Source organism: Agromyces atrinae, assembly GCF_013407835.1.
Taxonomy (GTDB): domain Bacteria; phylum Actinomycetota; class Actinomycetes; order Actinomycetales; family Microbacteriaceae; genus Agromyces; species Agromyces atrinae.
Genome location: NZ_JACCBI010000001.1, coordinates 3,600,068 through 3,623,837, shown reverse-complemented (window position 1 = coordinate 3,623,837; position 23,770 = coordinate 3,600,068). Strand labels below are relative to the sequence as shown.

The following is a 23,770-nucleotide window of genomic DNA, read 5'->3' as shown; positions in this document are numbered from 1 at the left end:
CCTCGTAAATACTTTCTGTGCGAGACCACGCTATTCGCGTGCGGCTCGCTTGAGTTGCCGAGTGGCGCCGATGCCCAACAGCGCTGCTAGCGTACCAAATCCCGTGACCACGACGAGCGGAAGCGTGATATAGGTGAGCGTCCACGTCGTCGGGAACAGGGAAGCCTCGTTCGCGGCACGCGGAAGCGGCGGATCTTTGATGGGCACGATCTCTTGCGGCACGGGAGTCTCGCCCGACTGATCCGGCGGCACATCGGCCCGCCGGTGCACGCGAATCCACTCGGCGAGCTCGGCGGCAGGGTCCTTGTCGACGAGCGGCACATCGGCCGTCAACGCGCCCGGCGGGTTGATCAGTCCGTAGCCGTAGATCGGCCCGCCCGCCTCGTGACCGTTCAGGTCGGCGGTCGCGGTGATGCGGTTGATGACGTTGCCCGCGTCGAGGTCGGGGTACGCCGCACGCACGAGGGCGACGAGACCCGAGACGAGCGGCGCGGCACCGCTCGTGCCGTTCCACTTCACGTAGCTTCCGCCCGGGATGACGCCGACGAGGTCTTCGCTCGGGGCGGCGACGCCGATCGTGATGCCCTGCGATGACGCGTCGAAGCTCGCCACCTTGTCGCGGTTCACACCCGCGACGGTGAGCACGCCGGGGATCGTCGCCGGCGCTCCGACGGCCGTCGTTCCCGCACCGCGGTTGCCCGCGGCGGCGACGATGACGACGTCGTTCTCGAACGCGTACATGAACGCGTCGTCCCAGCTCTCGGGCCAGTCCGCGGTGTTCCGCGTGAGCGACATGTTGATGACGTCGGCGCCGTTGTCGACGGCCCAGCGCACGGCCTCGGCGATCTGGGTGTCGTTGTCGCTCGTCGCACCCGTGTTCGCGCCGAAGGCGACCGAGATCGTGAGGAGGTCGGCGTCGGGAGCCACACCGATGACGCCGTTGCCCGGCCCTGAGCCTCGGCCCGCGAGGAGCCCGGCGACCATCGTGCCGTGCGAGTCATCCGTTCCGACGGGCGTCTGGCCGTTCGGGGAGCCGATCCCGGAGACATCCGTGCCGCCGACGATCGCGCCCTGCATCTCGGCGACCGTTCCGTCGACGCCCGTGTCGATCACGGCGACCGTGACGCCGTCGCCGCGCGAGGTGTTCCACGCCGTCGTGAAGCCGTAGTCGCTGAGCCAGTACTGGTAGTCGCGAACGAGGTCGGCGTGCGCAGCGCTCGAGCCGACCGTCACGAACGCGAGGCTCAGGACGGCGACGGCGGCAACGCGGATGCCTCGGACGCGGGCGCGCTTCACGCCGAATCGATCCCGTAGTCGACGCACTCGCAGACCGCGGGGCTCCAGGTGGCCTGCGCGAGTGCGAGGTCTCCGATGGGGTTCGCCCCGGGGCCGGCCGAGAGCGCGTGGGCGGCGAGCGCGTGCAGGCACTTGACGCGGGTCGGCATGCCTCCGGCCGAGAAGCCCGCGATCTCGGGCACGACGAGGATGCCCTCGCGGTCGGCGAGGTAGTCGCGGTGAGCCTGCTCGTAGCCCGCACGCAGCTCGTCGTCATCGGCGAGGAGCGCCTGGTACTCGACCATGTGGTGCGCGGCCTCGAGGTACGAGAGCGACGCCGTCGCGGCGGGGTGCGACAAGTAGTAGAGGGTCGGGAACGGCGTGCCGTCGGCGAGGCGCGGAGCGGTCGCGACGACCGTCGGTGCACCGCACACGCACCGAGCAGGGATGCCGATGACGTTGCGTGCGGGGCGGCCGAGCTGCGCGGACACGATCGCGATGTCGCGCTCGCTCACCGCGTCGAAGGGCGGTCGGGTCATGGGGTGTCTCCCTCGGCGGGGGCGGTGTCTGCGGGGGCGGTGTCGGCAGGCGCAGTGTCGGCAGGCTGCTCGGCGTCGCCGGGCGCGGGCGCGAGACCCGCGGTGACGACGGAGGCGAGGAGCGTGCGCATCCAATCGGGCCGCGTCTCTTCGACCGTGTCGGAGATCGGCGCGGCCTCGCCGTCCGCACTCTCGGGCGGCAGGTCGTTGACGACGAGGTAGCTCACCTCGCCGGGCTTCACGAAGTAGAGGCGTTCACGCGCCTGGGTCTGGATGTAGGTCGTGTCGTTCCACCGCTCGCGTTCGGCGGTCAGATCGTCGACCTGCGCGTTCTTCGCGGCGACATCGGCCGCGAGCGCGACGATCTGCGCGCGCTGCTCGGCGTAGACCTTGAGGCTCGGCGCGAGCACGACCACGGCGAGCACGATGATGCCGAACATGATGATGGTGAAGCCCGAGAAACGGATGCCGCTGAGCCAGCCGGTCTGCACCGACTCGCTCTCACGGCGGACGTCGGGCGCGGAGCGCGAGGGACGTCGTGCCATGGCATCCACCCCTCTTTCCGTGGTCTGGAAACTTCAGTGCTCGAGATCTCCGTGCCCGGAAACGCAACAGAGGGAGGGCCGCGTCGGCCCTCCCTCTGCGTGACGACTAAGCCGTGAAGCGCGGGAACGCCGAGCGACCGGCGTAGACCGCCGCGTCGCCGAGCTCTTCTTCGATCCTCAGAAGCTGATTGTACTTCGCGACGCGCTCGGAGCGAGCGGGCGCGCCCGTCTTGATCTGACCGGCGTCGGTCGCGACCGCGAGGTCGGCGATCGTCGTATCTTCGGTCTCACCCGAACGGTGCGACAGGATCGCGGTGTAACCCGAGCGCTGAGCGAGGGTCACGGCGTCGAGAGTCTCGGTGAGGGTACCGATCTGGTTCACCTTGACGAGGATCGAGTTGCCGGCCTTCTGCGCGATGCCGTCGGCGAGGCGCTTCGGGTTGGTGACGAACAGGTCGTCGCCGACGAGCTGCACCTTCGAGCCGAGCTCGGCGGTGAGGGCGGTCCAGCCGGCCCAGTCGTCTTCGGCCAGCGGGTCCTCGATCGAGACGAGGGGGTAGTTGGCGACGAGCTCGGCGTAGTACGCCGAGAGATCGGCCGCCGAGAGGTCCTTGCCCTCGAAGCGGTAGACGCCGTTCTCGAAGAACTCGGTCGATGCGACGTCGAGGCCGAGAGCGATGTCGGAGCCGACGGTGAAGCCGGCCTTCTCGATCGCTTCGGAGATCAGGTCGAGAGCCGCGCGGTTGCTCGAGAGGTCGGGCGCGAAGCCACCCTCGTCGCCGAGGCCGGTTGCGAGGCCCTTCGACTTGAGGAGGCTCTTGAGGGAGTGGTACGTCTCGACGCCCCAGCGGAGGCCCTCCGAGAAGGTCGGCGCGCCGATCGGCAGCACCATGAACTCCTGGATGTCGACGCCGGTGTCGGCGTGCGCGCCACCGTTGATGATGTTGAGCATCGGAACGGGCAGCGTGTGCGCGTTCGGGCCACCGAGGTAGCGGAAGAGCGGGAGGTTCGAGCTCTGGGCAGCGGCCTTGGCCACGGCGAGGCTCACGCCGAGGATGGCGTTGGCGCCGAGCTTCGACTTGTTGTCGGTGCCGTCGGCCTCGATGAGGGCGGCGTCGACGAGACGCTGGTCGGTGGCGTCGAGGTCTTCGATCGCCGGGCCGAGCTCGTCGATGACTGCGTCGACAGCCTTCTGCACGCCCTTGCCGAGGTACCGGCTCGCGTCGCCGTCGCGGAGCTCGTAAGCCTCGAAGGCGCCGGTCGATGCGCCGGACGGAACCGCCGCACGCTCGAGAACGCCGTCGTCGAGGAGCACCTCCACCTCGACTGTCGGGTTGCCGCGCGAGTCAAGAATCTCGCGAGCGGTCACTGCCTCGATGAAAGCCACAACTGTCTCCTCTTGTGGGGTGGTGTTATTTGTCGGACGACGCCGTCGTGATCCGCGGGACAGTCTACTGAGACTGGCTTGATGCCGTGAACGCGCGCGTCACCGTCATCCGTTGTTCGCGAGCCGTCTGCGCTCGCGACGACCCGTCGGCGGGCCGACTCAGGCGAACGGGCGGAAGTCGAGGGATGCCGCGTCGGGGGTGTCCGCCGAGACGAAGGCGTACGCGTCGAAGCCGTCGGCGGCAATGCGTTCGAGGAGTGCGCGCTGGTTCTTCACGCGCTTCTCGAGCCGCACGCGGCGGCCCGCTGCGACGAGGTCGGACTTGAGCGCGAGGAGGGAGGGAAGCGCGACATCGCGGTCATAGACGAGCACGACCGAGTCGGCCGCGCCGTCCTCGTCGAGAGAGACGAGGTCGACGATGCGCTCGAAACCGATCGAGAACCCGCACGCGGGAACACTCTGCCCGAGGAATCGGCCGATCATGTTGTCGTAGCGTCCGCCGCCGCCGAGCGAGTAGCCGAAGCCGGGGTGCGCGATCTCGAAGATCGTGCCCGTGTAGTAACCCATGCCGCGCACGAGGGTCGGGTCGAAGACGAGTTCGGCGCCGGGGAGGGCGGCGCGCAGGGCGAGCAGGTCGGCGTAGGCGGCTTCGTCGAGCCAGGCGGGTGCGCCGGCGTCGAGAAGCTCCCACCCGGCGTTCGCGATGGCGTCGAGGGTCTCGGCGACTCCACCGGCGGTCACGCCCGAGGCGGCGAGCTCGTCGGCGACGCCCTGCGCACCGATCTTGTCGAGCTTGTCGATCGTGATGAGCGCGCGCTCACGGGCATCCTCCGGCACGCCCCAGTGAGCGAGGAGCGTCGAGAGGATGCGGCGGTCGTTGATGCGGATGACGCACTCGGTGAGCCCCAGGTCGGCCAGGGTCGCGAGTGTCGCCTCGAGAAGCTCGAGCTCGGCGAGCGGTCCTGCCTCGCCGATGATGTCGATGTCGCACTGCACGAACTGGCGGTAGCGGCCCTTCTGCGGGCGCTCGGCACGCCACACGGGTGCGATCTGCACCGAGCGAAACACGGGCGGCAGAGCGGCGCGGTGGGTCGCGTAGAAGCGTGCGAGGGGCACCGTGAGGTCGAATCGGAGGCCGAGGTCGGCGAGGGCGAGGGCATCGCCGGATGCCGCGGCGGCCGCGAGGTCGTCACTCGTGAGCGCGCGGCGCATGACCGCGAAGGCGAGCTTCTCGTTGTCTCCGCCGAGCCCCGCGTGCAGTCGCGCCGAGTCCTCGACGACGGGCGTCTCGATCTCGTCGAATCCGCGCGCGGCGTACGAGCGACGGATGACGGCGAGAGCGCGCTCACGACGAGCCTTCTCAGCGGGGAGGAAGTCGCGCATGCCGCGCGGCGGAGTGACGGTCTGGGCCATGCGCCCATTCTTCCAGGATCGCGCGGGTGGGGTTTGCTGGTGATGTCAGCGGCGGTCGGGGCTGGCGCGTGTGGGAAACTTCCGACGACCCAGGAAGGGGGTGACGCGTGGGGTTCTCAGTGCTCGGGCTCGTGGTGTCGCTCGCCGTCATCCTTCCCAACCTGCTCGTGCTCGTGTTTCCGCCCCGAGAGGGTTTCCCGAGCACTCGGATTCCGCCGATCCTCAGCGGTGTCGAGCGAGCCGGTCAGGCGTTGTGCGCCGTGGTGCCGGTGATCACCGAGCCCGGCGCCGTGCACGGGTGGTGGGCGATCCCGGTTCTGGTCGGACTCGTCGCGTACTACCTGCTCTGGGCTCGGTACCTGATCAGCGGGCGACCGGTCACGGCGTTGTACGGGCCGTTCTGGGGCGTTCCGGTGCCGATGGCGATCACGCCAGTGATCGTCTTCGCGGCCACGGGGCTCGGCCTGAGCAACGTGTGGGTCGTCGGCTCAGCCGTCGTCCTTGCGGCAGGGCACATCCCCGCCTCGCTCATGATCGCCCGATCGCTTGCGGTGGCGCGTCGGGGGTGAGCGCGGTCTCCGCGCAGGATGCTGGTGGATCCGGCTGTCGACCGCGTCCGACGGCTCATCGCGGGAGTGTCGGTGGTTGCCTGCAGAGTTGTCTCATGACAGCACGGCACACTCCCCCCGGCCCCGGCGCCCATGGTGTGTCTTCGCTGCCGGTCCTGCTCGAGGTCGACATCGATATGGCGTGCGACGAGGACGGGTTCGATCCGCCGCTCACCGCCGCCGAGCGGGCCGTTGCCGAGCGACTCATCGCTGAGTGGCGGGCCGACGACGACGTCGCCGATGACGCACACCCCATCACTTCTGCTTCGTCGGGTTTACCCCATGGTGCGGGATGGTCGCCGCGGGCGTCGCTCAAGTTCGATCTGCGTACCCTGCAGCAGCTCGAGGCGGAGGAGAACCGCATCGCGGCCGACCGCGCCCGGGTCCTGGCCCGCATGGCCGCCACGACCGATGCGATCGAGGCTGCCGAGCCGACGCGGGGAACGTCGCGCGATATCGAGATGGCGCGCCGATCCCTCATCGCGGAGATCGCGTGCGCACTGACCGTATCCGAACGGCTCATCCAGATGCGTCTCGACGACGCGGAACGTTTCCACACCGACACCCCCACCCTCCTCGACCATGTCGCTGCGGGGCGGCTCGGGTTCCGGCAAGCGCAGATCCTCCTCGACCACACCTCCTCTCTCCCCGGCGAACACCGTGCCGCGTTCATCGATGCCGTTCTTCCCATCGCGGAAAGCTCGACTCCCCCGCAACTGCAGCGTCGCGCCCGCACCCTGCGTGAACGCCTGCACCCCGACTCGATCACCACCCGCCACCAGAGCGCAGTCGCGAAACGACGCGTCGGGCTCACGCACACGCACGACGGCATGTCCTGGCTGAACGCCTACCTGCCCGCCGCGACCGCGATCACGATCGACACCCGCCTCTCCGACATCGCCGGACACCTCGCCACCGCGGACGACGAGACCCGCACCCTCACCCAACTCCGCACCGACGTCTTCATCGACCTCCTCACCGGGACACCGCAGACCAACGAGCCCACGAACCCCACCACCGCACCACGACGCCGCCGGGGGCCGCGGCCGACCGTGATGATCACCGTGCCCGCACTCACCCTCCTCGGACACACCGACGAACCCGCGACCCTCGACGGCTACGGACCCATCCCCATCGAGACCGCCCGGGAACTCGCCGGCGACGCGACAAGCTGCATCCGCATCCTCACCCACCCCGAAACCGGCACCACCCTCTCCGTCGGACGCGACCGCTACACCGTCCCACCCGACCTCCGCGCCGCACTCCAGCACCGCGACACCACCTGCCGCTTCCCCGGCTGCAACCAACCCGCCCTCACCGCCGACATCGACCACACCACCGACTGGCAACACGGCGGACCCACCACCCTCGACAACCTCGCGCACCTCTGCCGCAAACACCACACCCTCAAACACCACACCGGATGGACCGCCACCCACACCACCAGCGGCGACAGCACGAGCGACGGCACACTCACCTGGACCTCACCCCTCGGCCATACCTACACAACGTTCCCTACCAACGCCATGCCCCTGCGCCCGCGCCAGACCGGAGCGCCACCCGACGAATCACCACACGACGAATCACCATCACCGCGCTTGCGGCAAACACCGCCGCCGACTCCGCCCGACGGAACGCGCGGCGTCCTGCCCGAGAATCCGCCCTTCTGATCCGCCGCCCTTCTGATCCGCCGCCCTTCTGATCCCTCGCGTGGGGCTCGAACGGCCGCAGCAAGCTGCGGTTCTTCGCGCGAGCCGTTCACGAGTCGACCATCGAACGAACATGCATTGCCCACGCGGCGTACCTCCGTTCGGTCACTCACACCGGTTAGGGTCGACGGGAATCCGAACCGACGGGAATCCGAACCATCAGGATGCGAGCGAGGGGCGACGTGACAGCAGACATCGGCATCGACGTCAGCGCGGTGGCGCGAGCGTTCGGCGACGTGCACGCCGTGCGGTCGGCGAGCCTCGAGGTGCGACACGGAAGCGTGACGGGCCTCATCGGCCCGAACGGCTCGGGCAAGACGACCCTCATGCTCATGCTCGCGACTCTGCTCCGCCCCGATTCGGGATCGATCCGCATCAACGGCGCCGACCCGACGAGCGATCCGGCCGCGGTCCGCTCCCGCATCGGCTGGATGCCCGACGTGCTCGGCTCGTGGCCGAGCCTCTCGGTGCGCGACACCCTCGTCGCGACCGGCCGGATGTATCGGATGACGCGCTCCGAGTCATCCCGCCGCGCCGCCGAACTCATCGATGAGGTCGGACTCGACGAACTCGCCGACCGCCCGACCCGCGTCCTCTCGCGCGGGCAGAAGCAGCGACTGAGCCTCGCGCGCAGCCTCGTGCACTCCCCCGATGTGCTCCTCCTCGACGAACCGGCCTCCGGCCTCGACCCCGCCGCGCGTGTCGATCTGCGCGACCAGATCCGGCGACTCGCCGCGGGCGGAGCCGCCGTGCTCGTTTCGAGCCACGTTCTCGCCGAACTCGACGAGTTCGCCGACGAGGCCGTCTATCTCGATCGCGGTGAGACCGCGAGCCGCGAGGCGATCGCGGGCGCCCGCACGAGCGCTCGGGACTGGCGCATCCGCTCACTCGACCCCGCCCTCCTCGAGCGCGCACTCGCCGAGATCGGCGATGGCGCCGTCACCGATGCGCTCGGCACGACGGTCTCCGTCTCGGGCGACACGGCCGCGGCCGCCCTGCTGACGCGGCTCGTGACGGCGGGCGTGCCCGTCACCCACTTCGCTCCCGTCGTCGGCGATCTCGAGCACACGTTCCTCGACCTCTCCGGTCGCAACACCCCGGGAGGCATCCGTGGCTGAGTTCCTTCGCGGCATGTGGCTCATCGTCACGCTCGACCTCCGCCAGCGCGTCCGCGGTGTCGCGTGGTACGTGCTGCTCGGCGTGTTCTTCGTGATCGTCGGCATCGTGACCGCTGTGCTGTGGGTATCGACGAACGCTTGGGATGACGGCGGCGGCGGCATCTTCTCGACGATCGTGTTCTTCGTCCTCTTGCTCGTGACCCTCGTCTCTCCCGCGCTGAGCGGCAACGCCATCAACGGCGAACGCGACGCGGGAACCCTCGCGACGACGCAGGTCACGCTCATCACGACGGGGCAACTGCTCATCGGCAAGTTCCTCGCCGCGTGGATCACGGGGCTCGCCTTCCTCGCCGCGGCGATGCCCTTCCTGGTCGTTGCCGTCGCCCTCGGCCAGGTCTCTCTCGTGACGATCGCCGTATCGACGCTCGTGCTCACGATCGAGCTCGGCGTCATCGCTGCGATCGGCGTCGGGCTCTCCGGCATCCTGAACCGGCCGCTCTTCTCGGTCGTCGTGACGTACCTCGTCATCGCGGTCCTCAGCATCGGCACCCCGATCGCCTTCGTGCTCGGCGGAACCGCGACGCGCAGCACCGTGACCGTCACGAACGTGCCCATCGACTGGACCGCGACCGACAACGACGCCGGGCCGAACGACGAGGTCGTGTGCGGCGAGCCGACGACGTACACCTATGAGGTCCCGCGCTTCGACTACTACTGGGGAATCCTCGCGGCGAACCCCTACGTCGTCCTCGCCGACGCGGTACCGCCCCGGTGGAACGAGTACGGCAGCCCGACCGACGCGTTCGGCTGGCTGTCGACGACCGTGCGCTCGTCGCAGCAGGCGCCCGAACTCGAGTCGTTCTACGACGAGTGCGCCTCGTGGAATCCCGCGGAGGGCGACGACGAGTCGTATCCGACGCAGCGCGACATCTACGACAGCACGATCCCGTCGTGGTTCGTCGGGCTCGCGATCCACATTGTGCTCGGCGCCGGGCTCATGTTCTTCGCCTACCGGCGCACCGATACCCCTGCGGGCCGTCTGCCGAAGGGCGCACGCATCGCCTGAGCCCACCGCGTGTCACGCCTGGGCGGTTGCTGATCCCTCGGTCTCGCGAATGCGATCGCCGAGCCTGCGGAGCGCCCCCCGCAACGCGCGTTCGGAGTCGAGGCCGCGTTCGCGCGCATCCGCGACGATCGCCAGCAACTGGTCGCCGAGTTCCTCTTCGGTGGGGCCTGCATCGGGGTCGGCAGCATCGAGTTCGGCCACCGCGACGTCATCCGCCCGCTCGACCGCGACGGGCGCACCCACGCGCTCGGCGCGTCCGATCATCTTGTCGGCGAGGGCGAGCGCGGGCATCCCCATCGGGATGCCGTCGAGGACGCTCGTGCGGTGCGGCTTCTCGGTCGCCTTGACGTCGTCCCAGAACGCGACGACATCGGCGGCCGTGTCGGCCTCGCGATCTCCGAAGACATGCGGATGACGCGCGACCATCTTCGCCGTCATGTGATCGGCGACCGTGTCGATGTCGAAGTCCTCGCCGGGGGTGTGGGCGGCGATGTCCGAGTGGAAGAGCACCTGGTAGAGCACGTCGCCGAGCTCCTCGATCATCTCGCCGCGGTCGCCCGTCTCGATCGCCTCGATGAGCTCGTGGGTCTCTTCGACGAGGTATTGCACGAGCGACGCATGCGTCTGATCGGCATCCCAGGGGCATCCGCCCGGTCCGCGAAGTCGTGCCGTCATCTCGACGAGGCCGGCGAGACCCCGCCCCTCGAACTCGTGTGCCATGCGATCAGCCTAGGCGGCAGCCGATAGAGTGATCGAGGAGTGCCGGGAAGTCTGGTCGGCCGGCCGTCAGGCCGCATCGATCAACCGCACCCACGACAGGGGTCTCATGCACGTCCTCCGTTCCGAGAGGGTCTCCGCCCTTCTCCTCCTCATCGCGGCCGTCGTCGGCCTCGTCCTCGCGAACCTGCCGTTCGGCGTCGACCTCATCGCGGCCAAGAACGCCCACCTCCCGGCCTCGCTCGGCCTCGATCTCTCGGTCGGCCACTGGATCAGTGACGGCCTGCTCGCGATCTTCTTCTTCATCGTCGCGGTCGAACTGAAACGCGAACTCGCCATCGGCGATCTCAACAGCGTCTCGAAGGCGAGCCTGCCCGCGATGGCCGCGCTCGGCGGCGTCGTCGTGCCCGCGCTCGTCTTCCTCGCCTTCACCGCCGGCACACCGACGGCCGACGGCTGGCCGATCCCCACGGCGACCGACATCGCCTTCGCCCTCGGCGTGCTCGCCGTCTTCGGTCGCTGGATCCCGACGCGCGTGCGCGTGTTCCTCCTCGCCCTCGCCGTGCTCGACGACCTCGTCGCGATCCTCATCATCGCGTTCTTCTTCACGACCGACGCCGACCTCGCCTCGCTCGCTCTCGCCGTGATCGCCGTCGCGGCGTTCGGCGTGCTCAGCCGCCTCCTCGCTCCGCGCGCCGCCTACCGCCTCGCGCGGCTCCCCGTCTGGCCGATCGCCGCCGGACTCATCGTGCTCGGAGCACTCGCGTGGTACTTCGTCTACCAGTCGGGTGTTCACGCGACGATCGCCGGAGTCGCCCTCGGCCTCGTCATGGCGCGGCGCCCGGGAGGCCGAGCGGTCCACGCGCTCGAGCCGTGGTCGAACGCCGTCGTGCTGCCGCTGTTCGCCTTCTCGGCCGCGCTCGTCGCGATCCCTCAGGCGAGCCCGACCGAGCTCGATCCGGCGTTCTGGGGAATCGTGATCGCCCTGCCGTTCGGCAAGATCATCGGTATCACCCTCGCGGGCGTGCTCGGCGGGTTGCTGCTCCGCCGCGGCACGGGCACGTCGCTCACGTGGGTCGACCTCGCCACCATCGGCACGCTCGGCGGCATCGGCTTCACGGTGTCGCTGCTCATGAACGAGCTCGCGTTCGCCGGCCTGCCGGGCATCACCGACCAGGGCACGCTCGCCGTGCTACTCGGCTCGGGCATCGCAATGGTGCTCTCGGCGATCGTCGTGACGCTGCGATCGCGGCACTACCGGAGGCTCGGGGCAGCGGCCGGCGTCGGCGGCGCGCTCTCACGGTGAGGCACCGTCGCTAGATCGCGCCGCCTCGAGGGGTAGCCGCCGCTAGGGCGCGACCGCCGCCTTCTCGGGCAGCGGGAAGAGCGCCTCGAGCAGCTGCTGCACCCACGCGACGAGCTTCTCGTCGGTGAGCGGCACGCCGTCGACGACCGGGAACGGCACGAGCGCGACGTCGTTCTGCGCGAAGTACTTGCCGCCGGGGTACAGGCGCTGCAGGCGCACCTGCAGCGAATCGGGCAGGCGTGCCGGAGCAAGACGCAGGCGGGTGCCGGTCGCGATGAGCTCGGAGAGACCCGCGCGCTGCGCGTGACGGCGAAGGCGCGACACCGCGATGAGGTTTTCGACCGAGGCCGGTGGCGTGCCGTATCGGTCGGTGAGCTCTTCGAGCACCGCGTCGATCTGCCCCTCGGCCGCGGCCGGGCCACTCGCCGCCGAGAGCTTCTGGTAGGCCTCGAGGCGAAGGCGCTCACTGTCGACATAGGTCTCCGGGATGTGCGCTTCGATCGGCAACTCAAGCCGCAGCTCGGTCTGCCCCTCGGCGACATCGCCTCGGAAGGCCGAGACCGCCTCGCCGATCATGCGGAGGTACAGGTCGAAACCGACGCCCGCGATGTGACCGGCCTGTTCGCCGCCGAGCAGGTTACCCGCGCCGCGGATCTCGAGGTCTTTGAGAGCGACCTGCATGCCGCTGCCGAGGTCGTTGTTGGCGGCGATCGTCGAGAGGCGGTCGTGGGCCGTCTCGCTGAGCGGCTTCGTCTCGTCGTAGAGGAAGTACGCGTACGCACGCTCACGCCCGCGGCCGACGCGGCCGCGCAGCTGGTGCAGCTGGCTCAGGCCGTACTTGTCGGCCCGGTCGATGATGATCGTGTTCGCGTTCGCGATGTCGAGGCCGGTCTCGATGATGGTCGTCGAGACGAGCACGTCGAACTTCCGCTCCCAGAAGTCGTCGACGATCTGCTCGAGCTGGTGCTCGCCCAGCTGACCGTGCGCGACGGCGATGCGCGCCTCGGGCACGAGTTCGGCGAGCTGGGCGGCCACCCGGTTGATCGACGACACGCGGTTGTGGACGAAGAACACCTGGCCCTCGCGCAGCAGCTCGCGACGGATTGCGGCGCCGACCTGCTTCTCGGAATACGGCCCGACGAACGTGAGGATCGGATGACGGTCTTCGGGCGGCGTCGCGAGGGTCGACATCTCACGGATGCCGGTGACGGCCATCTCGAGCGTGCGCGGGATGGGCGTGGCGCTCATCGCGAGCAGGTCGACGTTCGTCTTGAGCTTCTTGAGAGCGTCCTTGTGCTCGACGCCGAAGCGCTGCTCCTCGTCGATGATGACGAGTCCGAGGTCTTTGAAGCTGATCGAATCGGTGAGGATGCGATGGGTTCCGATGACGAGGTCGATCGTGCCGTCGGCGAGGCCCGCGATTGTCTCGCGCGCCTCCTTGTCGGACTGGAAGCGCGAGAGCGCGCGCACGTGCACGGGGAAGCCCGCGAACCGCTCCGAGAACGTCTCGAGGTGCTGCTTGACGAGGAGTGTCGTCGGAACGAGCATGGCGACCTGCTTGCCGCCCTGGATCGCCTTGAAGGCCGCGCGCACGGCGACCTCGGTCTTGCCGAAGCCGACGTCGCCGGCGAGCAGTCGATCCATCGGGATGGGCCGCTCCATGTCGGCCTTGACCTCGTCGATCGTCTGCAGCTGGTCGTTCGTCTCGGCGTACGGGAACGCCTCTTCGAGCTCGCGCTGCCAGGGCGTGTCGGGCCCGAAGGCGTGGCCCTTGGCCGCCATGCGCGCCGAGTAGAGCTTCACGAGTTCGACGGCGATGTCGCGGACGGCCTTCCGGGCCTTGCCCTTCGCCTGCGCCCAGTCGCTGCCGCCCATCTTCGAGAGCGTCGGAGCCTCGCCGCCGACGTACCGCGAGAGCAGGTCGAGCTGGTCGGTCGGCACGAAGAGACGGTCGCCCGCCTGACCCCGCTTCGACGGCGCGTACTCGATGACGAGGTACTCGCGCACGATCGTCGGCTGACTCGCGATTCCCGCTGTGCGGCTGGGGCCCGTGGGGCGGGCGCCCGCGGCGACCTCGCGCTGCACCATCTCGACGAACCGACCGATGCCGTGCGTCGTGTGAACGACGTGATCGCCCGCGACGAGCTGCAGCGGATCGACGACGTTCCGTCGCCGCGCCGCGAGCTTCTTCGGACCGCGCGAGTCGTAGCTCGTCGACCGGCCGTAGAAGTCGGCCTCGCTCAGGAGCCCGAGTTTGATCTCGGGCACCTCGACGCCTCGAGCCGCCGGCGCCTGCAGGAGGTACGCGATACCGGGCTCGGGATCGGAGGGCATCGACTCGACGATACGCGCGGGCACCTCGCGCTCGGCGAGGACGTCGGCGGCACGGTCGACGAGCCCGTGGCCCGCCGAGGCGATGACGATCGACCAGCCGTCGGCGAGACGCGCGACGACGTGGTCGACCGCTCCCATGACGTTGCCCTGGAAGCTCGGCACGGCCTGGGCCGCGATCGCGTGGTGCGTCGAGTCGGTCTCCGAGTCGGCGTCGAAGACGCTCATCGTCCACCACACCGCGCCCGCGTCGCGAGTGCCCGGGGCGGTGAAGAGCACGCTCTCGCGAAGCTCGGCGAGGCTCAGGAAGTCTCCCGTGTCGAGTCCTGAGGAGGTCGGATCGATGGGGGCGGAGCCACCGGCGGTCGCGGCGCTCCACGCGGCGGCGAGGAACTCCCGGTTGGTGTCGGCGAGGCTCGCGGCCCGACTCGCGACCCGTTCGGGCTGCAGGATGGCGACGGCGGAGCCCGCGGGAAGGTAGGTCGTCACCGGAACGAGCCGATCGACGAGCACGGGCGTGAGGCTCTCCATGCCCTCGACGGGGATGCCCTCGGAGATCTTCTCGAGCATCTGGGCGAGGTTCGGGAACTCGTGCAGCATCTCGCGAGCGCGCTGGCGCACCGACTCGCCGAGCAGGAGTTCTCGGCTCGGCGCGAGTTCGACGGTCGCGATCGGCTCGGGCATCGATCGCTGGTCGGCGACCTGGAACGCTCGGATCTGCTCGACCTCGTCGCCGAAGAACTCGATGCGATACGGGTGATCGGCCGTCGGCGGGAAGACGTCGAGGATGCCGCCGCGCACGGCGAACTCGCCGCGCCGGGCGACCATGTCGACACGACCGTAGGCGAGGTCGACGAGGCGCGCCGCGATCTGCGAGAGGTCGTGGCCGCGGCTGCCCTCGCCGAGGGCGATCGGAGCGAGTTCGGCGAGATTGTCGGCGACCGGTTGCAGGGCGGCACGCACCGAGGCGACGACGACGAGCGGATGACGCGGGCCGAGGTCATTCGAGTACTCGTGCAGACGGCGAAGCGTCTGGAGCCGGCGACCGACCGTCTCGGCACTGGGGCTCAGTCGCTCGTGCGGAAGGGTCTCCCACGCGGGGAACTCGAGGATCTCGGCGTCGCCGAGGTAGGCCTCGAGGCTCGACGCGAGGCTCTGGGCCTCGCGGCTCGTCGCGGTGACCGCGAAGAGCACGGGCGGGAGGCCGGCGGCGGCACGACGCTCGAGCAGGCCGGCGAGCAGCGGAGGAGTGAGGCCGTCGGGTCCGGCGAAGTCAGCGCTCGAGAGCGCGTTGCCGAGGGCGTCGTCGATGGTGGAGGCGCGCGAAAGCGCCGTGAGAAAGCCCTGGAGGATCACCCGAGAAGTCTACGCGCGACATCCGACACGGACGCCGGGCGGAGCCTCGGCTGCGCTCAGCGCGGGGCGTGCACCTTCTGCTGCGCGGCGACGAGACCCGAGTCGATGAGGAGCTCGACGGCGTCGGCGGCATCCGAGACGAGGATGGGGAGCGCCTGGCGCTCGTCGCCGGCGAAGTCGCGGAGCACGAAGTCGGCCGGGTCCTGACGGCCGGGCGGGCGGCCGATGCCGACGCGCACGCGCAGGTAGTCGGGCGAGCCGGCGGCCTTGCCGATATCGCGGAGGCCGTTGTGACCGCCGTGGCCGCCGCCGCTCTTCAACCGCACCGTGTCGAAGGGAACGTCGAGTTCGTCGTGCACGACGATGAGACGTTCGAGCGGCACGGAGTAGAACCGGAGCAGAGCCGCAACGGGACCGCCCGACGTGTTCATGTAGCCGGTCGACACGGCGAGGACGAGCTTCGGGCCACCGGGGCGGAGGAAGCCCTCGGCGACGAGTGCGCCGGTCTTGTGGCGCTTGAGGCCCGTGTGCAGCCGGTCGGCGAGCTCGCGCACGACCATCTGACCGACGTTGTGGCGATTGCCCGCGTACTGCGGTCCCGGGTTTCCGAGCCCGACGACGAGCCACGTCTCAACGCTCACCGCGTCACGTCCTTTCGCTGCCTCTCGGCCGCCGAAGAGTCGATCGAAGATTCCCACGGTGCTCCCTGTTCATGAAGAGACGGTGCTCCCCGTTCATGAAGAAAGGGCCCGAACCCTGCCCTCCGAGCGTACTCGGTGGCGGGGTTCAGGCCCTCGCGACGACGTCGACTGACTACTCAGCCGCCTCGGCGGCGGACTCGGCGGACGCCGCAGCGGCGACGGCCTCGTCAGCGGCCTCGTCCTCGGCGTTGCCGGTCGGCACGTAGACCGTGAGGATGAGCGCCTCGGCGTCATCGATGAGCGCGGCGCCCTTCGGGAGCACGACGTCCTTCGCGTAGACGTGCGAACCCTCGGTGAGACCCTCGACGTTGACCTCGACGTTCTCGGGGATGTGCGTCGCCTCGACCTCGAGCTTGAGGACGTGGAGGTCCTGGTCGACCGTGGTGCCGGAGAAGGTCTCGCCGACGAGGTGCACGGGAACCTCGACCTGGACCTTCTCGCCCTTCTTGATGACGATGAGGTCGATGTGCTCGATGATCTGGCGGACCGGGTCCTTCTGGACGTCCTTGACGAGCGCGAGCTCGGTCTTGCCGGCGATGTCGAGCTCGAGGACCTGGTTCGACTTGCGCAGGATGAGCGCCGTCTCGTGGCCCGGCAGCGTGACGTGCTGCGGCTCGGTGCCGTGACCATAGATGACGGCGGGGATCTTGCCGATGGCGCGGATCTTGCGAGCCGCACCCTTGCCGAAGGTCTCGCGCGCTTCGGCGACGAGGTGGTTGTTGCTGTTGTCAGCCATGTCTATATCTCCTTGAAGGGCTCGCGGCCCAGATCTGAGGTCTGTTGTTCAACTCGAACGCATGCGCGTGAGGAATCGCCGTGAAGCTCGCTCCCACCGCGTCGATCACGGAGTCGGGGCGTGCACCGCCGACATCCCTCGCCGAAGTTCAGTCGCTCAGCCTACCAGGGATAGTCTCGATCCATGAGCTCCCGCCTGCACAGTCTCGTCATCGAGAACCTGGGCACGCGAATCGTCTCGGGCGAGCTCGCGCCGGGCACCTCGCTGCACACCGACAGCATCGAGGAGGCTCTCGGCGTCTCGCGGTCGGTCGTCCGCGAAGCCGTCCGTGTGCTGCAGTCGCTCGGCCTCGTGAAGCCGGTTCCCCGGCTCGGGCTCCGCATCCGCCCGCGCGCCGACTGGAACGTCTTCGATCCCGAGATCATCCGCTGGCGCATCGCGAGCGAGCAGAAGGGTGCGCAGCTGCGCTCGCTCACCGAGCTGCGCGCTGCCGTCGAACCGGCCGCCGCCGAGCTCGCCGCCCGGCACTCCCCCGACGACATCGCCGCCGAGCTCATGGCCGTCGCGGCACGCATGCGCGCGGTCGGCCGGTCGGGCGACCTCCAGACGTTCCTCGAACTCGACATCCAGTTCCACTCGCTCGTGCTCGCGGCGTCGGGCAACGAGATGTTCTCGCACCTCAGGAACGTCATCGGCGAGGTGCTGCGCGGTCGCACCGACTACGGGCTCATGCCCGACCACCCGCACGAGGAGGCGTTGCAGCTGCACGTCGACGTCGCCAACGCCATCCAGTCGCGCGACCCCGACGCCGCACGCACCGCGATGGACCGCATCATGCGCCGCACGATCGCCGAGGTCGAGCAGGTCTGGCTCGACACACCGCGCGAGCACTGAGCGTGCGCAGAACGCCCGGGCCGAGGGGCCCGGGCGTTCTGCGCGTTCAGGTGATGCGATCAGGCGAAGCTCAGCAGCACCTTGCCGCTCGTCGCCGAGTCGCGCGCCGTCTCGAACGCGGCGAGCGCGTCGGCGACGGGGTACTCGTGCGTGACGACGGCGTCGACCTGCAGAGAGCCGTCGGCGAGCGCCAGGATGACGTCGTCGATCTCATCCGTGAAGCGGAACGATCCGACGAGTTCGAGCTCCCGCGTGATCGCGAGCGAGATGAGGGCGGGCTGTTCGCCCGAGGGCAGGAGACCGACCATCACGACTCGACCACCGCGCGTCGCGCCGCGGAACGCCGAGGCGAGGCCGCGGTGGTTGCCGGAGGACTCGAAGACCACGTCGGCGTCGACCGCGGCGATGGCCTCCGCGTCGGTCGCACGGATGACGCGCGTGGCGCCGACCGCCGTCGCGATCTCGAGCGGGGTGTCGTGCATGTCGACGGCGACGATCTCGGCTGCGCCGGCCCGGTGGGCGACGGCGACGATGAGAGCTCCGATCGGACCGCTCCCGACGACGAGGACACGCTTGCCCGCGACATCCCCCGCCCTCGACGCCGCGTGCCACGCGACGCTCGCCGGTTCGACGAGGGCCGCATCGCGGAGCGAGAGCCCCTCGGGCAGCGGTCGCAGCATGTGCTTCGGGAGCACTGCGTAACGCACGAAGGCGCCCTCGGTGTGCGGGAAGCGCGCGGCGCTGCCGAGGTAGGTGCACCCGGGCGACAAATTCGCGCGATCGGCGGGGTAGCGCGAGCCGTCACCGGTGCCGGGCGTCGCGGGGTGCACGGCGACACGCGTGCCCGCCGCCGGGCCGCCCGACTCGGCGGCGCGGACGACCGTGCCGACGACCTCGTGCCCGAGGAGCATGGGCGCCTGGAGGATCGACTCCCCCGCCGCTCCGTGCTGCCAGTAGTGCAGGTCGGAACCGCAGACGCCGCCGTAGGCGATCTCGACGATCGCGTCGTCGGCGCCGGCTGCGGGGATCGTCACGGGCTCGACGCGCATGTCGCCGGCCGCGTGGGCGACGACGCCGAGCGCCGTCGTGGGGATCTCAGTCATGATCTCTGCTCTTTCCTGCGGTCGTCAGACGACGACCGTCATGCCGCCGTCGATGAAGACGACCTGGCCGTTGACGAAGTCGGACGCGTCGGAGGCGAGCCAGACGGCGGGCCCTGCGAGGTCGTCGACGGTGCCCCAGCGGTGCGCCGGGGTGCGGCCGAGTATCCACGAGTTGAACTGCTCGTCGTCGACGAGGTTCTGCGTCATCTCGGTGTGGATGTACCCCGGAGCGATCGCGTTCGCCTGGATGCCGTGGCCGGCCCACTCGGCCGTCATCGCGCGCGTCAGGTTGCGGATGCCGCCCTTCGACACCGTGTACGGGGCGATCGTCGGCCGCGCGAGGTCGGTCTGCACCGACGCGACGTTGATGATCTTGCCCTGACCGCGCGGGATCATGTGGCGGGCCGCCTCACGCCCGACGAGGAAGGCGCTCGTGAGGTTGACCGTGAGCACCCGCTCCCAGTCGGCGACGTCGAGGTCGAGCATCGGCACGCGGTGCTGCACGCCCGCGTTGTTCACGAGGATGCGGAGCGGCCCGACCTCGCGTTCGATCCACGCGATTCCCTCGGCCGCGGCGTCGGCGTCCGTGACGTCGAACGCGCGGGCGACGACGCGGTCGTCACCGTACTCCGCGGCGAACTCGGCGCGCGTCGCCTCGAGACGCTCGGCGTCGAGACCGTTGAGCACGATCGTCGCGCCCGCGCGGGCGAGGCCGTGTGCGATCGAGCGGCCGATGCCGCGGCTGGAGCCCGTGACGAGAGCGATGCGCCCGGTGAGGTCGAAGAGGTTCGTCATAGCTGAGCCGTCCTAGAAGGTGCTGACGACGGCGAAGATCGCCAGCGCGAACGCGAAACCGATGACGGAGATGAGCGCCTGGCCCACCGTCCACGTCTTGAGCGTCGTCTTCGTGTCCATGCCGAAGAAGCGACTGACGAGCCAGAAGCCCGAGTCGTTGACGTGTCCGGCGAACACCGAGCCTGCGGCGAGACTCAGCACGATTGCCGCAACCTGCGCCGGGTTGTAGTCGGGGTTGCCGAGCACGACGGGCTGCACGAGAGCCGCGGCGGTCGTGAGGGCGACGGTCGCCGATCCCTGGGCGAGACGCACGACGGCGGCGATGACGAAGCCCGCGACGATGACGGGGAGGCCGATCGCGTCGAGTGAGTCGGCGATGGCGTTGCCGATTCCACTCGCACGGAGCACGCCACCGAACATTCCACCGGCTCCCGTGATGAGGATGATCGAGCACACCGGGCCGAGCGCGCTGTCGACGACGGTCTCGACGAGGCTCGGCTTCTTCTTCTGGCGCCATCCGAGCAGCCACATGGCGAAGAGCACGGTGATGAGGAGGGCGATGGGTGTCTCGCCGAGGAGGCGGAGGATCTGCACCCACGTGTCGTCGAGCGAGACGAGGCCCGCGGTCGCGGCCGTGTTGAGGCCGGTGTTGAGGAAGATGAGCACGAGCGGCAAGAGCAGCAGGAAGACGATCGTGCCGAGCTTCGGTGCGGAGCGGAACTCGGTCTCTGCCGATCCCTCCTTCGCGTCGAGGATCGTCGGGACGGGAAGGTCGAAGCGTCGACCGAGGAAGCGGCCGAAGAGGTAGCCGGCGAGGTACCAGGTCGGGATGGCGATGACGAGTCCGAAGACGAGCACGAGACCGATGTCGGCACCGAGCAGGCCGGATGCCGCGACGGGGCCGGGGTGCGGCGGCACGAAGATGTGCATGACCGAGAAGGCCGCGGCCGCGGGGAACGCGTACAGCAAGAGCGAGCCACCGAGGCGGCGTGCGACCGTGAAGATGATCGGCAGCATCACGACGAGTCCGGCGTCGAAGAAGATCGGGAAGCCGAACGCGAGCGAGGCGATGGAGAGCGCGAGGGGCGCCCGCTTCTCACCGAACTTCGAGATGAGGGCGTCGGTCATCACCTGCGCGCCGCCACTCACCTCGAGCATGCGACCGAGCATCGCTCCGAGGCCGACGAGCAGAGCGACGCTCGCGAGGGTGCTTCCGAAGCCTCCGAGAAGGACTCCGACGAGTCCGCCCGCGGGGATTCCCGTCGCCACCGCCGTCAGCACGCTCACGATGATGAGCGCGAGGAACGCGTGGATGCGGAACTTCATGATCATGAGGAGCAGCGCACCGATGGCGGCGACGGCTATGCCGAGGAGACCCGGCGTACCGAGCGTCCAGTTGAGATCGAGGTCGGTCATCATTGTCCTTTGCGAATCGGGGCCGGATCAGCCCGCGTGGGGGGTGCCGAGCTCGTCGCGCACAGCGGCGACGATCTGCTCGGGGGTCAGGGTCACGTCGACGACGAAGCCGTTCTCGGCATCGTCGAGAGGCTCGAGTGTCGCGAACTGCGAATCGAGGAGGCTCGTCGGCATGTATTCGTGTGTGCGGTGCGACTGGCGTTCGGCGATGACGTCGCGCTCGCCGATGAGGTGAACGAAGACCGTCTCGGGCGCGTACGAGACGAGCTGGTCGCGGTAGCGACGTTTGAGGGCCGAGCACGCGACGACGATCGGCTGCCCCTCGGCGAGTTCGGAGCCGATGCGCTGGGCGATAATTTCGAGCCACGGCGCGCGGTCCTCGTCGTTGAGCGCGTGGCCGGCGGCCATCTTCTGCTTGTTGGCGGTGGGGTGAAGGTCGTCGCCGTCGATGAACTCGCGGCCGAAGGCGTCGGCGAGGGACTGGCCGATCGTCGACTTGCCGGAGCCGGAGACTCCCATGACGATCAGTGGCACGCGCGGCACAGTATTCATCTCACTCCTCAGACGCTCCGTTACATCTGACTATTGAGTGTTGACTCCGCAATAAATCAGATTTATTGCGTTACCGTAACACGACGTCGAACGGCACTCAACCCCTCGCGACCCGTCGGGTCGAGGATCTCTCACCCCGGATACCCGACATGTGAGAACTCGGCAACACGCGATTTGCTAGCGTGTACTCGGGTCCCCGACCCCCGTATCTCGAGTCGTCGGCAGAGAAACCCGATCGCATTCCCCGTGCACTCGCACGGACATCACGAGGAGAAATTTCATGGCGGATTCCCCGCAGCCTGCTGCAAACATCGGCGTCGTCGGCCTCGCGGTCATGGGCTCGAATCTGGCCCGTAACCTCGCGAGCCGCGAGGGCAACACGGTCGCGGTCTACAACCGTTCGTACGCCAAGACCGAGACGCTCATCACCGAGCACCCCGAGGCCGGCTTCGTCGCAGCCTCCACGATCGACGAGTTCGCCGCGAGCCTCCAGAAGCCGCGCACCGCGATCATCATGGTGCAGGCCGGCCGGGGAACCGACGCCGTCATCGACCAGCTCGTCGAGGCCTTCGAGCCCGGCGACATCATCGTCGATGGCGGCAACGCGCTCTTCACCGACACCATCCGCCGCGAGAAGGCCGTCCGCGAGACGGGCATCAACTTCGTCGGCGCCGGCATCTCCGGCGGCGAAGAGGGCGCGCTCAACGGCCCGTCGATCATGCCCGGCGGCTCGGCGGAAGCGTGGGAGACCCTCGGCCCGATCCTGAAGTCGATCGCCGCCGTCGCCGAGGGCGAGCCCTGCGTGACGCACGTCGGCACCGACGGCGCGGGTCACTTCGTCAAGATGATCCACAACGGCATCGAATACGCCGACATGCAGCTCATCGCCGAGGCATACGATCTCATCCGCCGCGGCACGGGCAAGTCGCCCGCCGAGATCGCCGAGATCTTCGCCGAGTGGAACCGCGGCGAGCTCGAGTCGTACCTCATCGAGATCACCGCCGAGGTGCTCCGCCAGGTCGACGCCGAGACCGGGGCTCCCCTCGTCGACGTCATCCTCGACCAGGCCGGTGCCAAGGGCACCGGCGCCTGGACCGTGCAGTCCGCCCTCGACCTCGGCGTTCCCGTCTCGGGCATCGCCGAAGCCGTCTTCGCGCGCTCGCTGTCGTCGAAGCCCGCCCAGCGCGCCGCCGCCTCCGACCTCCCCGGCCCCTCGGCCTCGTGGACCGTCGACGACGCCGACGCATTCGTCGAAGACGTGCGGAAGGCCCTCTACGCGTCCAAGATCGTCGCCTACTCGCAGGGCTTCGACGAGATCGTCGCCGGCGCCGAGCAGTACGGCTGGGACATCAAGAAGGGCGAGATCGCGAAGATCTGGCGCGGCGGCTGCATCATCCGCGCGCAGTTCCTCAACCGCATCACCGAGGCGTACGACGAGAACCCGGGCCTCGTGGCCCTACTCACGGCCCCGTACTTCCGCGACGCGCTCACCGAGACCCAGGAGGCCTGGCGCCGCATCGTCGTCGCCTCGGCCCAGTCGGGCATCCCGGCTCCCGCGTTCAGCTCGTCGCTGTCGTACTACGACGGCCTCCGCGCCGACCGCCTGCCCGCTGCCCTCGTTCAGGGCCAGCGCGACTTCTTCGGTGCGCACACCTACAAGCGCATCGACAAGGACGGCACCTTCCACACGCTGTGGTCGGGCGACCGCACCGAGATCTCCGCGGTCGACGCACACTGAACACACGCATGAACCGCACGGCGGGACGGGGCTGCGGCCCTGTCCCGCCGTCGTCGTCTCTGCTCGACGATGGCGCGGATGACGGCGCGAGCGTATGAGCGAGAATCCCGAGCTCGACGGATACGAACCGACGGAGCGCCCGATCCGCAGCCGCGGAATGATCATCGCCATGCGCGTGACCGTCTCGCTCGCCCTCGGAGCCCTCCTCCTGCCCGCCGTCATCGTCGGCGTCGGCTACACCGCACGCACGGCCGATTCGGCGTGCCGCGTGACGGCGAGCGTCTATGCCCCCGGCGCGGCCTCCGTCTCGACACGCTTCGAGTTCGGCCCGAGCGGGCTCGGTTGGCAGTGCTTCGCCGTCACGACGAGCCACGGGGAGCGTCGCATCGCCGAACTCGGGCTCATCCCCTCGGCTCCGACATTCCGCGGCGACGAGATCGGCGCCTGAGCGACGACGACGAGCGG

General features: G+C 69.2%; 21 protein-coding genes. 8 read left to right on the top strand and 13 right to left on the bottom strand.

From position 1 onward, the window contains the following. Window positions 1-30: 30 nt before the first annotated feature. The 5 genes from BJ972_RS16790 to hisS form a co-directional block, all read right to left on the bottom strand. On the bottom strand, window positions 31-1,296 hold the full coding sequence (locus tag BJ972_RS16790) for a S8 family serine peptidase (protein ID WP_129176056.1): 1,266 nt from the start codon (window positions 1,294-1,296) through the stop codon (window positions 31-33). After that, the gene (locus BJ972_RS16785) at window positions 1,293-1,814 is read right to left on the bottom strand and encodes a DUF501 domain-containing protein (protein WP_129176058.1); all 522 of its coding nucleotides are present in this window, start codon (window positions 1,812-1,814) and stop codon (window positions 1,293-1,295) included. Before BJ972_RS16785 ends, BJ972_RS16790 begins: the two co-directional genes overlap by 4 nt. Continuing rightward, a complete protein-coding gene (locus tag BJ972_RS16780; protein ID WP_129176060.1) occupies window positions 1,811-2,359 on the bottom strand; it encodes an FtsB family cell division protein in 549 nt (182 codons plus the stop codon). Before BJ972_RS16780 ends, BJ972_RS16785 begins: the two co-directional genes overlap by 4 nt. Before the next feature lie 106 nt (window positions 2,360-2,465). Beyond that, window positions 2,466-3,746: a phosphopyruvate hydratase gene (gene eno, locus BJ972_RS16775; RefSeq protein WP_129176061.1), complete on the bottom strand. Its 1,281-nt coding sequence runs from the start codon at window positions 3,744-3,746 to the stop codon at window positions 2,466-2,468. Between the two features lie 159 nt (window positions 3,747-3,905). Then, window positions 3,906-5,159: a histidine--tRNA ligase gene (gene hisS, locus BJ972_RS16770; protein WP_129176063.1), complete on the bottom strand. Its 1,254-nt coding sequence runs from the start codon at window positions 5,157-5,159 to the stop codon at window positions 3,906-3,908. A gap of 107 nt (window positions 5,160-5,266) precedes the next feature. Between hisS and BJ972_RS16765 the strand changes: the two genes are divergently transcribed. The 4 genes from BJ972_RS16765 (at window position 5,267) to BJ972_RS16750 (ending at window position 9,660) form a co-directional block, all read left to right on the top strand. Continuing rightward, window positions 5,267-5,728 carry a hypothetical protein gene (locus BJ972_RS16765; RefSeq protein WP_129176065.1) on the top strand — a complete coding sequence of 154 codons (462 nt, stop codon included), beginning with the start codon at window positions 5,267-5,269 and terminating at the stop codon, window positions 5,726-5,728. Between the two features lie 137 nt (window positions 5,729-5,865). After that, window positions 5,866-7,437: an HNH endonuclease signature motif containing protein gene (locus tag BJ972_RS16760; RefSeq protein WP_164989964.1), complete on the top strand. Its 1,572-nt coding sequence runs from the start codon at window positions 5,866-5,868 to the stop codon at window positions 7,435-7,437. A gap of 221 nt (window positions 7,438-7,658) precedes the next feature. Then, window positions 7,659-8,594 (top strand): ABC transporter ATP-binding protein, encoded by a 936-nt coding sequence (locus BJ972_RS16755; RefSeq protein ID WP_241830854.1) that lies wholly within the window; start codon window positions 7,659-7,661, stop codon window positions 8,592-8,594. Continuing rightward, window positions 8,587-9,660: an ABC transporter permease gene (locus BJ972_RS16750; RefSeq protein WP_241830855.1), complete on the top strand. Its 1,074-nt coding sequence runs from the start codon at window positions 8,587-8,589 to the stop codon at window positions 9,658-9,660. The genes BJ972_RS16755 and BJ972_RS16750 overlap by 8 nt, the downstream gene beginning before the upstream one ends. A 12-nt stretch (window positions 9,661-9,672) precedes the next feature. Here BJ972_RS16750 and BJ972_RS16745 read toward each other — a convergent pair whose 3' ends face one another. Next, a complete protein-coding gene (locus tag BJ972_RS16745) occupies window positions 9,673-10,380 on the bottom strand; it encodes a nucleoside triphosphate pyrophosphohydrolase (protein WP_129176071.1) in 708 nt (235 codons plus the stop codon). Window positions 10,381-10,486: 106 nt separating this feature from the next. On the opposite strand from BJ972_RS16745, the gene BJ972_RS16740 reads away from it, so the two are divergent. Beyond that, on the top strand, window positions 10,487-11,683 hold the full coding sequence (locus tag BJ972_RS16740; protein ID WP_129176073.1) for a Na+/H+ antiporter NhaA: 1,197 nt from the start codon (window positions 10,487-10,489) through the stop codon (window positions 11,681-11,683). A 42-nt stretch (window positions 11,684-11,725) separates the two neighbouring features. Here BJ972_RS16740 and mfd read toward each other — a convergent pair whose 3' ends face one another. From mfd to BJ972_RS16725, 3 genes are all read right to left on the bottom strand, one after another. Further along, window positions 11,726-15,370, bottom strand: coding sequence for a transcription-repair coupling factor (mfd, locus tag BJ972_RS16735; RefSeq protein ID WP_129176075.1), 3,645 nt, complete (start codon window positions 15,368-15,370; stop codon window positions 11,726-11,728). 56 nt (window positions 15,371-15,426) lie between these two features. Beyond that, on the bottom strand, window positions 15,427-16,011 hold the full coding sequence (pth, locus tag BJ972_RS16730; RefSeq protein ID WP_129176077.1) for an aminoacyl-tRNA hydrolase: 585 nt from the start codon (window positions 16,009-16,011) through the stop codon (window positions 15,427-15,429). A gap of 172 nt (window positions 16,012-16,183) precedes the next feature. Next, window positions 16,184-16,807 (bottom strand): 50S ribosomal protein L25/general stress protein Ctc, encoded by a 624-nt coding sequence (locus BJ972_RS16725; protein ID WP_129176079.1) that lies wholly within the window; start codon window positions 16,805-16,807, stop codon window positions 16,184-16,186. Window positions 16,808-16,990: 183 nt separating this feature from the next. Here BJ972_RS16725 and BJ972_RS16720 point away from each other — a divergent pair, with 183 nt between their 5' ends. Further along, entirely contained in the window at window positions 16,991-17,701 is a 711-nt protein-coding gene (locus tag BJ972_RS16720; RefSeq protein ID WP_129176081.1) for a FadR/GntR family transcriptional regulator, read from the top strand. Between the two features lie 59 nt (window positions 17,702-17,760). Here the strand turns inward: BJ972_RS16720 and BJ972_RS16715 are convergent, their stop codons facing one another. Genes BJ972_RS16715 through BJ972_RS16700 form a run of 4 tightly spaced genes read right to left on the bottom strand, consistent with a single transcriptional unit; the run spans window position 17,761 to window position 21,549 of the window. Then, on the bottom strand, window positions 17,761-18,804 hold the full coding sequence (locus tag BJ972_RS16715) for an L-idonate 5-dehydrogenase (RefSeq protein WP_129176083.1): 1,044 nt from the start codon (window positions 18,802-18,804) through the stop codon (window positions 17,761-17,763). A 24-nt stretch (window positions 18,805-18,828) separates the two neighbouring features. After that, window positions 18,829-19,599 (bottom strand): SDR family oxidoreductase, encoded by a 771-nt coding sequence (locus tag BJ972_RS16710; RefSeq protein WP_129176085.1) that lies wholly within the window; start codon window positions 19,597-19,599, stop codon window positions 18,829-18,831. Between the two features lie 12 nt (window positions 19,600-19,611). Next, window positions 19,612-21,015 carry a GntP family permease gene (locus tag BJ972_RS16705; RefSeq protein ID WP_373366831.1) on the bottom strand — a complete coding sequence of 468 codons (1,404 nt, stop codon included), beginning with the start codon at window positions 21,013-21,015 and terminating at the stop codon, window positions 19,612-19,614. Between the two features lie 27 nt (window positions 21,016-21,042). Further along, window positions 21,043-21,549, bottom strand: coding sequence for a gluconokinase (locus BJ972_RS16700; protein ID WP_308790484.1), 507 nt, complete (start codon window positions 21,547-21,549; stop codon window positions 21,043-21,045). A 298-nt stretch (window positions 21,550-21,847) separates the two neighbouring features. On the opposite strand from BJ972_RS16700, the gene gnd reads away from it, so the two are divergent. Together gnd and BJ972_RS16690 are read left to right on the top strand one after the other, a co-directional pair. Continuing rightward, window positions 21,848-23,305 (top strand): NADP-dependent phosphogluconate dehydrogenase, encoded by a 1,458-nt coding sequence (gene gnd / locus BJ972_RS16695; RefSeq protein WP_129176089.1) that lies wholly within the window; start codon window positions 21,848-21,850, stop codon window positions 23,303-23,305. Window positions 23,306-23,399: 94 nt separating this feature from the next. Further along, on the top strand, window positions 23,400-23,753 hold the full coding sequence (locus BJ972_RS16690; RefSeq protein WP_129176091.1) for a hypothetical protein: 354 nt from the start codon (window positions 23,400-23,402) through the stop codon (window positions 23,751-23,753). Window positions 23,754-23,770: the final 17 nt, after the last annotated feature.